This window comes from Alphaproteobacteria bacterium (genome assembly GCA_017302575.1).
Classification (GTDB): domain Bacteria; phylum Pseudomonadota; class Alphaproteobacteria; order Rickettsiales; family UBA3002; genus JAFLDD01.
The window spans coordinates 350,861-365,070 of record JAFLDD010000001.1; the positions used below are offsets into that span (position 1 = coordinate 350,861).

Annotated in this window: 16 protein-coding genes and 3 tRNA genes; 14 read left to right on the forward strand and 5 right to left on the reverse strand. The window is 49.8% G+C overall.

Annotation, left to right across the window (positions count from 1 at the left end; genetic code table 11):
* Window positions 1–22 precede the first annotated feature (22 nt).
* Together J0M34_01780 and J0M34_01785 are read left to right on the forward strand one after the other, a co-directional pair.
* A complete protein-coding gene (locus J0M34_01780) occupies window positions 23–1,363 on the forward strand; it encodes a D-alanyl-D-alanine carboxypeptidase (protein MBN8542976.1) in 1,341 nt (446 codons plus the stop codon).
* 129 nt (window positions 1,364–1,492) lie between these two features.
* Window positions 1,493–1,912: a hypothetical protein gene (locus J0M34_01785; GenBank protein MBN8542977.1), complete on the forward strand. Its 420-nt coding sequence runs from the start codon at window positions 1,493–1,495 to the stop codon at window positions 1,910–1,912.
* A gap of 9 nt (window positions 1,913–1,921) precedes the next feature.
* Here the strand turns inward: J0M34_01785 and J0M34_01790 are convergent, their stop codons facing one another.
* Genes J0M34_01790 through flgF form a run of 4 tightly spaced genes read right to left on the reverse strand, consistent with a single transcriptional unit; the run spans window position 1,922 to window position 5,002 of the window.
* Window positions 1,922–2,650, reverse strand: a complete 729-nt coding sequence (locus tag J0M34_01790) for a flagellar basal body L-ring protein FlgH (protein ID MBN8542978.1) — start codon at window positions 2,648–2,650, stop codon at window positions 1,922–1,924.
* 10 nt (window positions 2,651–2,660) lie between these two features.
* A complete protein-coding gene (flgA, locus tag J0M34_01795) occupies window positions 2,661–3,455 on the reverse strand; it encodes a flagellar basal body P-ring formation protein FlgA (protein ID MBN8542979.1) in 795 nt (264 codons plus the stop codon).
* 10 nt (window positions 3,456–3,465) lie between these two features.
* Window positions 3,466–4,251 carry a flagellar basal-body rod protein FlgG gene (gene flgG, locus J0M34_01800; protein MBN8542980.1) on the reverse strand — a complete coding sequence of 262 codons (786 nt, stop codon included), beginning with the start codon at window positions 4,249–4,251 and terminating at the stop codon, window positions 3,466–3,468.
* 19 nt (window positions 4,252–4,270) lie between these two features.
* Window positions 4,271–5,002 (reverse strand): flagellar basal-body rod protein FlgF, encoded by a 732-nt coding sequence (gene flgF, locus J0M34_01805; GenBank protein MBN8542981.1) that lies wholly within the window; start codon window positions 5,000–5,002, stop codon window positions 4,271–4,273.
* A 164-nt stretch (window positions 5,003–5,166) separates the two neighbouring features.
* Here flgF and J0M34_01810 point away from each other — a divergent pair, with 164 nt between their 5' ends.
* From J0M34_01810 to J0M34_01835, 6 genes are all read left to right on the forward strand, one after another.
* Entirely contained in the window at window positions 5,167–5,703 is a 537-nt protein-coding gene (locus tag J0M34_01810) for a flagellar basal body-associated FliL family protein (GenBank protein MBN8542982.1), read from the forward strand.
* A gap of 72 nt (window positions 5,704–5,775) precedes the next feature.
* The gene (gene fliM, locus J0M34_01815) at window positions 5,776–6,894 is read left to right on the forward strand and encodes a flagellar motor switch protein FliM (GenBank protein MBN8542983.1); all 1,119 of its coding nucleotides are present in this window, start codon (window positions 5,776–5,778) and stop codon (window positions 6,892–6,894) included.
* Entirely contained in the window at window positions 6,894–7,400 is a 507-nt protein-coding gene (locus tag J0M34_01820) for a hypothetical protein (protein MBN8542984.1), read from the forward strand. Before fliM ends, J0M34_01820 begins: the two co-directional genes overlap by 1 nt.
* Before the next feature lies 1 nt (window position 7,401).
* Window positions 7,402–8,199 carry a hypothetical protein gene (locus J0M34_01825; GenBank protein ID MBN8542985.1) on the forward strand — a complete coding sequence of 266 codons (798 nt, stop codon included), beginning with the start codon at window positions 7,402–7,404 and terminating at the stop codon, window positions 8,197–8,199.
* 52 nt (window positions 8,200–8,251) lie between these two features.
* Window positions 8,252–8,338, forward strand: a tRNA-Leu gene (locus tag J0M34_01830).
* A gap of 230 nt (window positions 8,339–8,568) precedes the next feature.
* Window positions 8,569–10,125 (forward strand): FAD-dependent oxidoreductase, encoded by a 1,557-nt coding sequence (locus J0M34_01835; protein MBN8542986.1) that lies wholly within the window; start codon window positions 8,569–8,571, stop codon window positions 10,123–10,125.
* Window positions 10,126–10,210: 85 nt separating this feature from the next.
* On the opposite strand, the gene J0M34_01840 is transcribed toward J0M34_01835, so the two are convergent.
* Window positions 10,211–10,957: a competence/damage-inducible protein A gene (locus J0M34_01840; GenBank protein MBN8542987.1), complete on the reverse strand. Its 747-nt coding sequence runs from the start codon at window positions 10,955–10,957 to the stop codon at window positions 10,211–10,213.
* 85 nt (window positions 10,958–11,042) lie between these two features.
* On the opposite strand from J0M34_01840, the gene map reads away from it, so the two are divergent.
* The 6 genes from map to J0M34_01870 all read left to right on the forward strand — a co-directional run bounded on the left by map (window position 11,043) and on the right by J0M34_01870 (window position 14,207).
* Window positions 11,043–11,840 carry a type I methionyl aminopeptidase gene (gene map, locus J0M34_01845; GenBank protein ID MBN8542988.1) on the forward strand — a complete coding sequence of 266 codons (798 nt, stop codon included), beginning with the start codon at window positions 11,043–11,045 and terminating at the stop codon, window positions 11,838–11,840.
* Entirely contained in the window at window positions 11,819–12,589 is a 771-nt protein-coding gene (locus J0M34_01850) for an SDR family NAD(P)-dependent oxidoreductase (GenBank protein MBN8542989.1), read from the forward strand. The genes map and J0M34_01850 overlap by 22 nt, the downstream gene beginning before the upstream one ends.
* Window positions 12,590–12,866: 277 nt before the next feature.
* Window positions 12,867–13,154 carry an HU family DNA-binding protein gene (locus J0M34_01855; protein MBN8542990.1) on the forward strand — a complete coding sequence of 96 codons (288 nt, stop codon included), beginning with the start codon at window positions 12,867–12,869 and terminating at the stop codon, window positions 13,152–13,154.
* A gap of 133 nt (window positions 13,155–13,287) precedes the next feature.
* Window positions 13,288–13,364, forward strand: a tRNA-Val gene (locus J0M34_01860).
* Window positions 13,365–13,414: 50 nt separating this feature from the next.
* Window positions 13,415–13,491, forward strand: a tRNA-Asp gene (locus J0M34_01865).
* 242 nt (window positions 13,492–13,733) lie between these two features.
* Window positions 13,734–14,207, forward strand: coding sequence for a hypothetical protein (locus J0M34_01870; protein ID MBN8542991.1), 474 nt, complete (start codon window positions 13,734–13,736; stop codon window positions 14,205–14,207).
* Window positions 14,208–14,210: the final 3 nt, after the last annotated feature.

Consider the following 14,210-nt stretch of genomic DNA (forward strand, 5'->3'; position numbering starts at 1 on the left):
ATAAAAAACCCAAGGGGCTTTGATGAAGCGTTGGCTGTGCCTGCTGTTGATAGCGTTTTTTGCGACATCAACCACGATGGCTCCTTATGCGTCTGCGGCGCGCCCACAGGCACGTTCAGCGCCGCGCACGGGTACGAGCGACCCCCGCTATGCAGCCTATATTGTTGATTCGGTAACGGGTGAAGTATTGCACCAACAGAACGCAGATGCGCGGCGTTACCCCGCGTCACTCACCAAGATGATGACTCTGTATCTGCTATTCGACGCGCTTGAAAAAGGCAAAGTCACCATGAATACGCGCATGAAAGTTTCAGCGCAGGCGGCGATTCAGCCACAAACCAATATCAGCCTCAGCACGCGTGATGCCGTGCCAGTTGAAACGGCGATTCGTGCGCTGGTAATTCGTTCGGCGAATGATGTGGCGGTAGTGGTGGCAGAACATTTGGGTGGTTCGGTAGACAAATTCGCACAGATGGCAACGGCGAAGGCGCGGGCACTGGGTATGAATAATACCATATTCAAAAACCCACATGGCCTGCCGAATGCACAGCAAGTGACGACAGCACGCGACATGGCAAAACTCGGTATTGCATTGAAGCGTGATTTTCCGAAATACTATACGTATTTCGACGATAAGCAGTTTAGCTGGAAAGGCGCGACGTATTATACGCACAACCGAGTGATTGGCCGCTTCACTGGTGCAGATGGTATTAAAACAGGTTTCATTAATGCGGCGGGCTTTAACCTTGTAACATCTGTTGAGCGTGGCGGGCGAAGACTGGTTGGCGTGGTGCTTGGTGGCAGCACAGGTCGCTGGCGCGATGACCGTATGATTGCGCTGCTGGGGCAAAGCTACCGTGTGTTGGCACAGCGTGGTGGTGTATCGCGCGGCGTGTTGAATGCTAGCAACTTACCAAATGATTTACGCCCACCTGCAATTGCGCCAGCTAATCAACGCGTGACGGCGACACAGTACGCTGCCGTTCCAAAAGACAGAGGGATTGTGCGCGCGGAACAGCAAAATGTGCAGGTACAAGTTGCAAGCTCGGTGCGTCCACAAACATTGCAAGCGCAGTTACGTGAACGGCAACCTGTGGCGAATTTGGGTGCAGAGTGGGGGATTCAAGTCGGTGCGTTTTCGGACCGCGCGCAGGCAGAACGCGCTGCTGCCAATGCGATGGTGCTCGCCCAACAAAGTTTACAAGGCTCACGTATCATGGTGGTGGGTGCGGGCTCGCCTGCACAGGTCGTCATTCATCGTGCGCGGCTTGAGAATATTTCCGAAGATCAGGCTAAGCGTGCCTGTCAGGTTCTTATCTCAAATAACTCGCCATGCTTTATTTACCGTGCAGGGGCACTTTAGGCCTTATCATTTCAGTTTTGCAGGGCTGAGAATAGATATTATCTATATAAATCAATGACTTATAAATTCATGACAATTGCGTGACAATTCTTAACTATTTATTAGGGAATGTAGTGGTATAAAGGGAGTATGTTAGTAGGCCTCATAACAAGTCTGGTTGCTGTTACTGCTAGAGAAGCTGGCAATGCAATTGAGGATTTTACCCAAAGAAGCGGCATACTTTTTGTACAAGCGCTGGGAGCTACTGTAGGTGGTTTGACCCACTACGCAAGTGAAGGCGTTAGTTATGCTGGCAATGCTTTGCCAAGCGCTGGTGATGTTCTGGGACGTGTAAATGATGGTTTGGAATGGGCTGTTAGTAATACGGATTCAAACCCGTTTGCTGCTGCTCTAGCTAATAGCGGTGTGAGTGATGTTTCGCAATTTGCATGCGCGGCGCAATCTCAGAATGCAACGCATACAGTTGGCTTGGATCATGAGCCAGATGGCTACACCGTTGCTCGTGCAAGTGGCATGGAGCAAATTGACGGTTGGTTCCGCGCTGCCTAACTTAATTCCCTAAAATGGCATAATTGCTTCGAACACCTGCTGGCCCCAGCGTGGCTGTTGCACGTCGCTGATTTGGCCGCGACCACTATAGGTAATGCGCGCCTGTGCTACTTGGGTTGAATCGATCGTATTGTCGGAATTAATATCCTGCGGGCGGATGACGCCATTAATCGCTACTTCGCGGATTTCGTAATTCACCAGAATTTCTTGCGTACCTTCAATCACCAAATTGCCATTTGGTAATACTTGCGTCACGAGTGCAGCGATTTGCGTGGTGATTTTTTCTTTACGGTCGATTTTACCATCGCTGGTGGTTTGGGTATCGCTGGTAATATCCGCAAGTGCTGCTGGGTTGCCAGGTAGCTTTTTCTCGAAACCAAAAGCGATTGGTGCGGCAACGTTTTCAGTCGAGTTGCGGTTGCGATTGGTCTTATTATCAAGCTGTGCTTGGTCGTTAATCGAGACGTTCACACGTAAAATGTCGCCCACACGCGCAGCGCGTTGATCACGGAAGAAGGCGCGGCTGCCAGGCTGCCACAGAGAGTTTGCCGTACGCACCGAGGAAGCCTCGGGATCTGGTAACGGCCAGCTTACAGGTTGGTAGTCTGGACGTGTTTGCGGATTTTCAACTTTCGTGAGCGGCGGCTGTTTGCCGGTACGTTCCAGTTTTTCAATGGTGCTGGCGCATGCCGTAAGGCTGAGCATGCCAGTCAGTAATAAGAGGGTGTGCTGTTTCATAACTTACTCCCTAATTGATCGCGCTCATTGGTGCGACTTCCACGCGCGAGCTATCAATCACCTTTGCGCTGATGGTGCGTTGCGTGTCTTGGTTCATGACGCGAATCAGGTCACCTGCTGCGCCGTTCTCTAATGCTTTGCCCATGGTGCGGATCGACATGGTAGGCGTGCGGTATACCATCTCGACGGAGCGGTCCCTCTCAACAGCAATTGCAGTGGTGAGTTCGCTTTGGCGAATCATACGGCCAGCAGAAATCAGACGGCGTGCGGATTTGCCAATCATCTGATCAACGTCGGTTACGGTGTCTTTGCGCAATTTTCGACTGGCGACGAGGCGCATTTCCATATCATCCAACGTGATAACGTCTTTCATACCCATTTGGCGGGTGAGCATGGGTACACGCATCAATTCGTCGTAACGTCCTGCAATCGGTTTTACGGCTTCAGTCTTACCATCGGCAATAATGTAGGCTTCAGCCTGCCAGCGCTTTGCGTCTGGGTCGATTTGCAGCGCATGCACCACTAGCTCGATCGGGTGATTCGCTTTGAACAAAATAGGTGTGCCTGAAGGTAGTACATTGGTTTCAACATATTCCGCGACACCTTCACCAACCATTGCTTCGGCCACTTTTTTCTCTACGTCTTTCATGGTGATGTTGAAATAGGTGGGTTGGTTAGGCAGAGGTGCAAGTGCCGCGACTTGCTGTTTGCTAGCGCCGTATTGCGCTGCGGGTAGCCAGTCACCAGCGAGAGAGGGCGCTGCGAAGAAGCTAGTCAACAAGGCGATGCATATACGAGAATTCATCTATCGCTCCTTAGACCGACTGGTTGAGTGACTGTAGCATCTCGTCGGATGCGGTCAGTACCTTGGTGTTCATTTCATAGGCACGCTGCGCGACGATCAGGTCCGTGATTTCGCTGACAGGGTTAACGTTCGAATTTTCTAAATAGCCTTGTAGCAAGGTGCCGAAGCTATCTTCGCCCGCGTTGCCCAAAATAGGGTCGCCCGAAGCGGCAGTTTCAAGGAACATGTTGTCACCAATCGCTTGCAGACCTGCTGGGTTGATGAAGCTCGCCATTTCCATTTGGCCTAATTGCTGAGGGTCAACCTGACCTTCGAGCAGCACTTCCACCTGACCAGAAGTGTTGATGCTGATATTCACGGCGTCATCAGGAACAGTGATGGCGGGCTGTACCGTGTAACCTTCGCGGGTGACGATGATACCGTCTTGCGAAAGTTTGAATGCACCATCGCGCGTGTAGGCGGTGGTACCGTCTGGCAATTCGATTTGGAAATAGCCCTTACCTTGAACCGCGATATCAAGTGGGTTCTCGGTGGCTTGAACAGTTCCTTGGCCCGTGTTGCGGGAGATGGCGCCTGTTTTCACACCCAAACCGATTTGAACGCCCACAGGCAGAATCGTACCTTGGTCGGTTGAGTTGGTGCCAACGCGTTTGAGATCTTGGTAGATTAGATCCTGAAATTCTGGGCGTTGCGCCTTATAGCCCGTGGTGGTCATGTTCGCCAAGTTCTGCGAAATGGCATCGACGTTGGTTTGTTGTGCCGTAAGGCCGGTTGCTGCTATGTTTAATGAACGCATGTTACACTCCCTGTGTTACTTAGCCTTGAGCTGGTCGCCCATAGGTCGTTGATGTTTTACGTTGTAGGTCATACATGACCTCGACAAATTTAGCGGTGTTGCCAACCGAGCGGCTGAGCTGCGTGACGCGCACCAGTTCGCCCACGCCATTGACGTTTGACATCTCAAGCGCACCTTGCATCACGTTGGATGCAACGGCAGGGTCTGGTTCTTGGTTGCTTTTGAACATGGCGCTACCGACGCGCTCTAATTCCTGTGGGTTCTCGAATTCTACGATACCAATCGTGCCCAACTCATCGCCGCCGCCAGTGATTTCGCCTGCGCCATTTATGGTAATATCATTTACCGCGTCTGGAAGCGTGATTGTGCCGCCATCGGGGCTAAGTACAGGGTAGCCTTCCATCGTAACGAGTGTACCCTCTGCGTCCAGTGTGAAATTGCCTGCGCGGGTGTAGCGCTCGCCTAGTGGGGTTTCGACTTTGAAGTAGCCTGAACCTGAGATTGCTAAATCAAACGTGTTACCCGTTGTTTTCATGCGGCCCTCGCTGTCATCGCGGTAACTGATGGGGTCGCGGGCAAATGCCATTTTGCTGTTAAATTTCTGACCGTCGGGAACTAGGAAATCCTGAAAGAGCAGTTTTTCGGCCTGATAGCCTGTCGTATTGACGTTGGCGATGTTGTTGGAGGTCACCTCCATATCGCGAAACATCGTCATTTGACGTGACAGTGCGATATATATACTATTGTCCATTCTTGTGCTCCCTAGGCGTCTCACGTGTCGCCTTGCCTAAGGAATAAGCAAGCCTCGTGCCAAATTGCCAACTATGATGATTTTTCAGAAGTTTGTGGATGATTTGATGTTATCTAGTTGCAAACTTAGTGCGGCACGCTAGAACGAATTCAGGAGTATCAATTATGGCCACCAAAAAAACTGAAGCCGAAGCGGAAGACTCAGAAGGCGAAGAGCCTGAAGAGGGTGCGAAAAAAGGCAAAAGTAAATTGATCCTGATTGCGGGTGCTGTTGTCTTGCTGCTGGCGATTGGCGGTGGGCTTATGGCATCGGGCGTGCTCGGTGGCGGTGATAAGAAGGAAGAAGAAGCGGCAACCGAAGAATCTGCTCACGCTAAAGGTGGCAAGGGCGTTGCAAAGCCTGTCTATTATGAATTGCCTGAATTCTTGGTGAACCTCAGCAGCTCAACGGCGCGTGTTAGCTTCCTCAAGATGTCGGTGACCCTTGAATTGCGTGACCAAGAGGCTGTGGCGTTGGTAGAAGCGAACAAGCCGCGCATCATCGATACGTTTAACACCTATCTGCGCGAAATGCGCCCAACAGACCTTAACGGATCGGCTGGAATTCACCGTTTGCGTGATGAATTGATGACACGTATCAACAAAACGATAGAAGAAGGCTTGGTTAAGGATATACTTTTTAGTGAAATTATCGTACAGTAAGCGTATAAAAAATAACAAGAAACGATAATTCGCGAGGCAGGTGGCATTAGTTTTGCAACCAGATAAAGTACCATGGCCGACGAGAATCCTACAGCAGCAGATGCCAACGACGCCGCACTAGGCGATTGGGAAAAGATGCTTGCAGCCGAGCAAGCGGGCGGCACAGACACGCCTGCGGCTGAGGGTGCGGGCGGCGGTGAAGAGCCTGCGCGCGTTCTCAACCAAGACGAAATTGATTTGCTGTTAGGCTTTGATGGCGGCGCCTCGGGCCCTGACCGCTCAAGCGGTATTTACGCGATTCTCGACAAGTCGATGATGGCGTATGAGAAGCTGCCAATGCTGGAGGTCGTGTTTGATCGCTTGGTGCGGTCGCTTTCAGCCAGCTTGCGTAACTTCACCTCCGACAACGTCGATGTGAGCATCGATTCGATGGCGTCGCTCAGATTCGATGATTACCTTAACTCCATTCCTCTGCCTGCGATGTTGGTGGTCTACCGTGCGGTAGAGTGGGAGAATTTCGGCATTCTGACGATCGACAGTGCGCAGATTTATTCAACCGTTGACTTGCTGCTCGGTGGGCGTCGTACGCAAAAGCCTATCCGTGTTGAGGGCCGCCCTTACACGACGATTGAGCAAGACATCGTGAAAAAGATGGTCGAGATTATTTTGAACGATATGAGTCTCGCCTTCGACCCGATTTCCCCCATTACCTTCCAATATGACCGACTGGAGAGCAATCCGCGTTTCGCGGCGATTGCGCGCCCCAACAGCGCGGCGCTTCTCGTGCGCCTGCGTGTGGAGATGGAAGAACGTGGCGGGATGATTGAAATTGTGTTGCCGCACGCAACGCTTGAGCCAATTCGTGATTTGCTGCTGCAAATGTTCATGGGCGAAAAATTCGGCCAAGACTCCGTGTGGGAGCGCCATTTAGGTAAAGAAGTTGGCCAAACCCATATCGATGTTGAGGCGATATTGGACGAGCGTAAAATCTCGCTCGGTGAGATTGTGAATCTCAAAATTGGTTCGACCATTTTGCTGAATACGTCGCCGAATGACCCTGTAAAAGTGAAGTGTGGCGGCGTGCCGCTTACCACCGCGCAGGTAGGTCGTGTGGGCGATAAAATGGCGATTGCAATCAATGACGACATCAAAAAATTCCGTAAGCAGCTTGAAGAGCAGGGGTACGAATAATGGTGCTGTCGCTCCTCATCAACATCATGATGGCGCTGTTGCTGATTGTGACCATCTTCTATTGCCGCCGCGTGAATCAGCGTATTCAGGTGCTGCAAGACAGCCGCTCAGAATTGGCGCAAATTATCCGTGAGTTTGATGAATCCACTGAGCGCGCGACCAAAAGCATTGCCGAGATTCATGAGGCGACCCACCGTCTGAGCGAGAATATGCAGCATAAAATCGACAAGGCGAATTTTCTGGTCGGTGATTTGCAAACGATGATTGATAAGGGCAACCGCGTCGCTGGTATTGCGGAGGGTGCGATGCGTTCAAGCAATCCTGCGCCTGTCACGCCGCCTAAATCGGCGCGTCGCGGGGTGGAGTCGATTGCTGTGAATACGCCCGCATCTGCGGGTGGTTCGGCGATGAATATTTCCGATGAAGGCGAGGGTAGCCGCCGTGTTCGCCAGCGCTCACGCGCGGAACAAGAAGTGCTCGACGCGCTCAAAAACAAAGGTGAATAACATGGCAACGCAGAAGAAAAAGAAGAAACCACAAACCCCGCGCTTACGCCTCATGCCGCTTACGGTGATGATGCTCAGCCTTATGCTGGTGATTAAACTGAATGATATATTCATTGGCAGCATGGAATTGCGACGCACGCTGACGGTGAGCTCTGCCTATGCCGAGGAAGAGAAAAAGCCTGCCGAGAAAGCTGAAGCAAAGCCAAAAGAAGATGCTGAGGCAAAAAAAGAAGAAGGCGGTCATGGCGGCGGTGAGGCGAAAAAAGATGAAGAGGAAGAAAAAGCCCAAGGCGCAGGCAAATCAACGATTAAAGAGATTGAAGCTCTCAAAGCAAGAGAAGACGAAACCAAATTCACCGACGTGGAATTGGATATTTTGCAAAACCTTTCCAAGCGCCGCGAGGAGTTAGACGCGCGTGAGGAAGAATTGATGCTGAAGCAAACGGTGCTGGCAGCAACGGAAGAGCGTATTAACGATAAAGTGCGCGAAATGAAAAAGCTGCAAGACGATCTGGATAGCGTTCTCAAGTTGTATAACGAGAAGCAGGAAGGCGAAATTAAGGGCCTCGTGAAGATTTATGAGGCGATGAAGCCTGGCGACGCGGCGGCGATTTTCAATGAGCTTGAAATGCCCATTCTGCTGGATGTGATTGATAAAATGTCGGAGCGTAAAGTGGCGCCGATTCTCGCGGGGATGGACACAAAGCGCGCCCGCGACGTAACGCAGGAGCTTGCGGAGTTGCGCAAAATCCGCGCTCAAACGCGTGACGCGGCGGCTGGATTAGGCCAGCAGCAGTAAAATGCATTACCCTTATTGCAATTCGTGGATTCGCTGCTAGTTTGCGGCCAGTGCTCTCGTGGTGGAACTGGTAGACACGCCAGACTTAAAATCTGTTTCGAGTAATCGAGTGCCGGTTCGATTCCGGCCGAGAGCACCAATAGCATAAGGGAAGTTCCCTTATGCTAGATGAGCAAGACGCAGAAGAAATTTTAAGATGAAAGTACTACTTTAGAAGTGGTGATGCAAAAGTGGTTTGCACTTAACCTTGGCTTGTCGGGGTTGGAATCTTTAGAGTTTAACAAGATGCATGCTTCTAACAATCGTATATTGATATTAACCATATTTAAATGGTTAATATCAATAACGCTTTTACAATAGGCAGTCATAATGATGAATACAAAAAAGAAAATAACCATCATCGGTGCTGGAAGTGTTGGGACAAACACTGCATTATTTTTGGATAAACAGGGGTTTGATGTAACGCTTTTAGAATCTACTGATGATATTTTGGAGGGCGCGCCGCAAGCAACATTCATTACCCATGGCGATGGTTTTGAATACCACAAAGCAGGACATCAAAAAACGGGCGAATACTGTATTGACGGTGCTATTGCCAAACAATTACTTTATCCCGCAAGTGCATTTCAAAGTGGTGTTTGCGGCCCAGGTAATCCAATACGATTCATGATTTCTGAAGATTCGCTAGGAAAAGACGGACTTACGCTTGATAGCTTTGTTGCTAATGCCGAGCATATGCGTTCACATTTTCAGAAACGTTTTGATGCAATCAGTGAAGTGCGAGGGGCTGATGCAGCAAAAAGGCTGTTGATGCGAACACCAGAAACATTTGCTAGAGCCCTGCAACCAGAAGAATATGCTGAATGTGCTCATATTGCTGGTGGGTACGCTGGTTCAAGCACTGGAATTAACATGGCGCATTACTATGCCTTCTTGAAAGCCGCGTTGCGAGCTAGCCATGTGAAACCTAAGTTTCGACAAAAAATTGATAGCATTGAAAAAAATGGTGATAGTTACACTATTACAACCAGCACAGGTGAGCAGATAGAGTCCGATTACATTATTTTGGCGGCGGGGCATTGCATTCCTGAAATATCAAATAAACTTGCAGATGCTAAGATTTCTGCAGAAGGTACATATTATCTCAATACTATGACGTTTTTGAAACTTCCTGCCACTACAGATAAAGAAAAAATCAATCAAGTCTCACATATTAATTTTACTCTGCAACAAGATGGCGGCTGCATGTTTGCTTGTGTTGTACCTCCCACAGAAACGGAAGAAGGGTTGGCGGTGGTATATTATCCTTCTGAAAAAGGAAGCCAATTTGCGCGGCACATTTTCGATAAAAGCAGCCACACACCGCTACCCAAAGAATGGGATGATTATATCAAGAACGGGCTACCAAATAATGAGCCGCGTGTTCAGGCAATCATGCAACAAGCAGAGCATTTATACCCCTTCCTCAAAGATTATGCAGTGGTAGATAAAACTATTTGTCGAACTGTATTTAATGCTGCGACGCAAGAAAGTGATAAGGGCCTCGATAGGCGTGTTCGAAATATTATCGGTGCGGATGTTCTTACGGATGATAACCGTGTTGTTGCCTACCGTAGTCCAAAATGGACAAATGCTGAGTTAGTAGCACTTATGGCCACCGACCACGCAATGCAGGTGTTAGAAGGAAAAGAGTTATCGAAAGATAGTAGTAGAGGATTTGGCCCTACCAATATTGATGTGGAAAGCATAACCGGCACGTTGCATTTTAAAGATATCAAAATGCAGATTGAAGATGCGTTGCATTATGTACGCAAACATGGCTTGCCTGAGCGCTTGGTCAACCCCTTTTCGCCAGAGTTTGCAAAGTCACCACAACAGACTGGAATTGCACCGCGCGAAGGATGGGCTAAATCTGCAAGTGAATAACTTTTCAAAAAGTGTCCATTTTCTCAAGGCTGCAATAAACTGCAGTGCTAGATTCGAAGTATCTACGCAGTTGCGTATAATTTATCTAAGTATTCTCCACCAGATGCCCGCCTAATCCAGCAATGAGTGTCTTTGTCTCTTCTGCGGCTGATTTGGCACGGGAAAGTTCAATGCCGCGAAACACCAAAGTTGTAGAAGGTTTTCCCTCTTGGTATAAAGGGTAGCTGCCGATATCGATATCCGTGTAGCGGCTCTGAATGTCGGTCAGGCCTGCGGCAATCGTGCCTTCGGGCAAGTTGGTGGTGATATTCACCGACTGCACCACCGCGCCGCCTTTGAGGTGCGGAATCGCCGCAATTAACATGGCTTGCATGATTTTTGGCACACCCGCCATGACGAACACATTACCAATACGGAAGCCTGGTGCGGCGCTGACCACGTTGGGAATCAGCTCGCTGCCCTCGGCCACGTCGGCCATTTTGAGGCGGGCCTCGTTGATTTGCTCGGGCGTGTAATGGGCGCGCAGGAGTCGCTCTGCTTCAGGGTGGCGAATGACCTTTACACCGAAGGCTTTTGCAATCGACGCTGTCGTAATATCGTCATGCGTCGGCCCGATGCCGCCTGTGGTAAACAGATAATCATATTTGCTGCGCAGGGCATTTACGGCTTCGATAATTTCGCTCTCAATATCAGGCACAACGCGTACCTCGCGCAGTTGAATGCCGATACGGTTAAGCTCGGTCGCGAGATAGGCGAGATTCTTGTCTTGCGTGCGGCCCGAGAGGATTTCATTGCCGATAATGCAAAGCGATGCGGTGACGAGTGTGCTCATGCGCCCTAGATAATACGGCTTTATGCGGCTTGCAAGCAGACATGCTCTATGCTCTAAATATCGTATGAATGATGAGGCAGATGATATGTATGATAGCCGTCCAGTGACCACGCATAGTGCCGCTGACTATGAAGGCATGCGCAAATCTGGGCAGCTTGCGGCGACGATCCTCGACGCGATGGTGGAGTTCGTGCGCCCTGGTATCACGACGGACGATATCAATACGAAGTGTCATGAAATGATACTTGCGGCGGGCGCAATTCCAGCGCCGCTTGGCTATCGCGGCTTTCCGAAGTCAGTCTGCACTTCGGTGAATCATGTGGTGTGCCATGGTATTCCGTCGGATTTGAAACTCAAGGACGGTGATATCGTGAATATCGACGTGACGACCATTGTCGATGGGTGGCATGGCGACACGAGCCGCACCTTTTGGGTGGGCGACGTGCCGATTAAAGCAAAACGCCTGACGCAAGTGACCTATGACGCGATGATGAAGGGTATTGAAGTGGTGCGCCCTGGTGCGACGACGGGCGATATTGGCCACGCAATTCAAAGTTATGTAGAGCCGTTTGGTTTTGGCATCGTGCGCGAATATTGCGGGCACGGCTTAGGGAAGATTTTCCACACCGCGCCGAATATTATGCATTTTGGTAAAGCGGGTACGGGTACGGTGCTGGAAGAAGGCATGTTCTTCACCGTCGAGCCGATGATTAATGTCGGCAAAGCGCCAACCATTTTGAATAAGCATGACGGGTGGACGGTGACGACGCGCGATAAGTCGCTCAGCGCGCAATTCGAGCACTCCATTGCCGTTACCAAAGATGGTTTCGAGATTTTCACGGCCTCGCCTAAGGGCTTCCATTGCCCGCCGTTTGCGGCGTGAAACACCCTAAACATATTTTCATCACTGGTGCGTCTTCTGGTATTGGCGCTGATTTGGCGATTGCCTATGCGCATGACGACGTGGTGCTGGCGCTTACAGGGCGTAATGCGGAGCGTTTGGAAGAAGTAGCTAAGTCGTGCCGAGCGCGTGGTGCGCATGTGATGACTACCACAATTGATGTGCGTGATGCGATGTCGCTCAAGAACTTTATTGAACAGTTCGATGAGAAATATCCCGTTGATCTGGTGATTGCGAATGCGGGTGTTTCCGCCACCACAAGCGGTGTTGCAGATGATATCGCGCAGGCACAAATCGTATTCGATATTAATTTGCAGGGCGTGTTGAATACGATTCATCCGCTTATTCCGCGCATGATGAAGCGCAGGGCAGGGCAGATTGCGATGATGTCGTCGCTTGCGTCGTTCCGCCCACTACCGAGCGCGCCACCCTATAGTGCTGCAAAGGCAGGTGTGCGGTTTTACGGCGAGGCATTGGCGGGGCTTTTGAAACATTACAATGTGCAGGTAAGCGTGATTTGCCCAGGGTGGATTCACACGCCACTTACTGACAAAAATACGTTCCCAATGCCGTTTATCATGTCGTCTGAGCGTGCAGTGCAGCGCATTATACGCGCACTTTCCTGTGGAAAACGTAGGATTGTCTTCCCGAAACGCCTTTATTTTTTGATGCGGTTGCTGGATTTATTTCCAAATGCCCTCACGAATCTACTTTTTGATGAGAAGCGCTAAAACCCTGCAAAACACGGTGTTTTTTGATATTTTAATTTTTGTTTTTTCGTATGATTTGGCGCGTTTGCGAGACCGTGAATAAAAATTGCAAGTAAAAAAAGTGGCAGATTCCTGCCACTTTTTTGATTTTTGTTGTTTACACTATCTGGGAATAGTGCTTATCTCCGCCTCGCTAGTGACGAGGAATATCCTAGAAAAAACGCACGTCGCGTTAGAAAAATAGGAGACTTAATCACTCGGCATTCCATAGTGTAACCTTCCTAACTTAGGAGTCTTTATGAATAAGAATGAACTGATTGCAGAAATCGCAGAAACCTGCGAACTCACCAAAGCTAAAGCAGCTGAAACCGTTGATGCGTTCATCGAAGTAATTTCGAAGTCGCTCGCTAAAGGCAAAGAAGTTCGCCTCGTTGGTTTCGGTACCTTTACCTCGGTAAAGCGTAAAGCGACCGAAGGCCGCAACCCACGCACCGGCGCAGTAATCAAGATTGCTGCTTCGATCCAGCCAAAATTCAAGCCAGGCAAGGCTCTGAAAGAGCAAGTAAACAAGCGTAAAGCTGCGTAGTTTTACCTTGTTCACTTTAGAAGCGGCTTAGGCCAATTCTAGGGCTGAAACACGAAGGCGTAGTTTGCACTTGCAAGCTGCGCCTTTTGTGTTTATAGCCACACCTCTCTTGGCGATAATATCAATAAGATTGGGGCGATTAGCTCAGTTGGTTAGAGCATCTCGTTTACACCGAGAGGGTCCGCGGTTCGAGTCCGTGATCGCCCACCATTCCTCTTCTGTGACAGAAAAGGGATGTAGATTAAAATAATACCCCGTGCGGGGGTGTAGCTCAGCTGGTTAGAGCGCCTGCCTGTCACGCAGGAGGCCGCGGGTTCGAGTCCCGTCACTCCCGCCATTTAAAAAGCCGTCCACTAACGTGGGCGGCTTTTTAAATGGCGGCCGTGCCGTAGCCTCGAATCTGCAGGTTCGATCATAAGCTTAGCGAGGAACGAGCTTAGCGTTGACGAGGAGGCGCTTTAGCGCCGAGCATGTCCCGTCACTCTCGCCAATTATTCAAAAGCATCGTACAGGTGATGCTTGTTTCATTTTCACTCTATTTTTGGTACGCTGGAAATATCGCGTGTATGAAAGCAGTGCATGAATAAAGTGAAAATACAATTTATAGGCTATATAGCCATGACGCTGCTAGCGCTTGTGGTGCTGGTATATGGTATAGGGCTCATGAGCATAACTGGGCCGGCGGGTTATGGCGGCTTAATCGTAGTCTGTTCGGCGTCATGTTTTTGGATAAGTATTCCGGGAACGGCATCTCGTTGGCGCTTATTGCACCCTAAAGACAACCATCGCCTAGCTGTTCCAAAAAATCCTGAATCATCTATCGTGCTTTCTGTTTTTAAATGGGCGATGCGTTTATTGGTTGGCTTCTTTATCGCAGCGATGGGTGTGACTGCTTCTATCGTCATCGTGCCCAGAATCATAAACTTTCATAATGCTGGTATGGGGGCTGAATTGCGAGCGGAGCTATTTATGCTGGCTTTGTTTGGTTTCGGTCTATTGTATTTTGGCCTCAAAATAATTGTGAAGGGGTTTCCTAGTTGGCGGCCGCGATAGGCT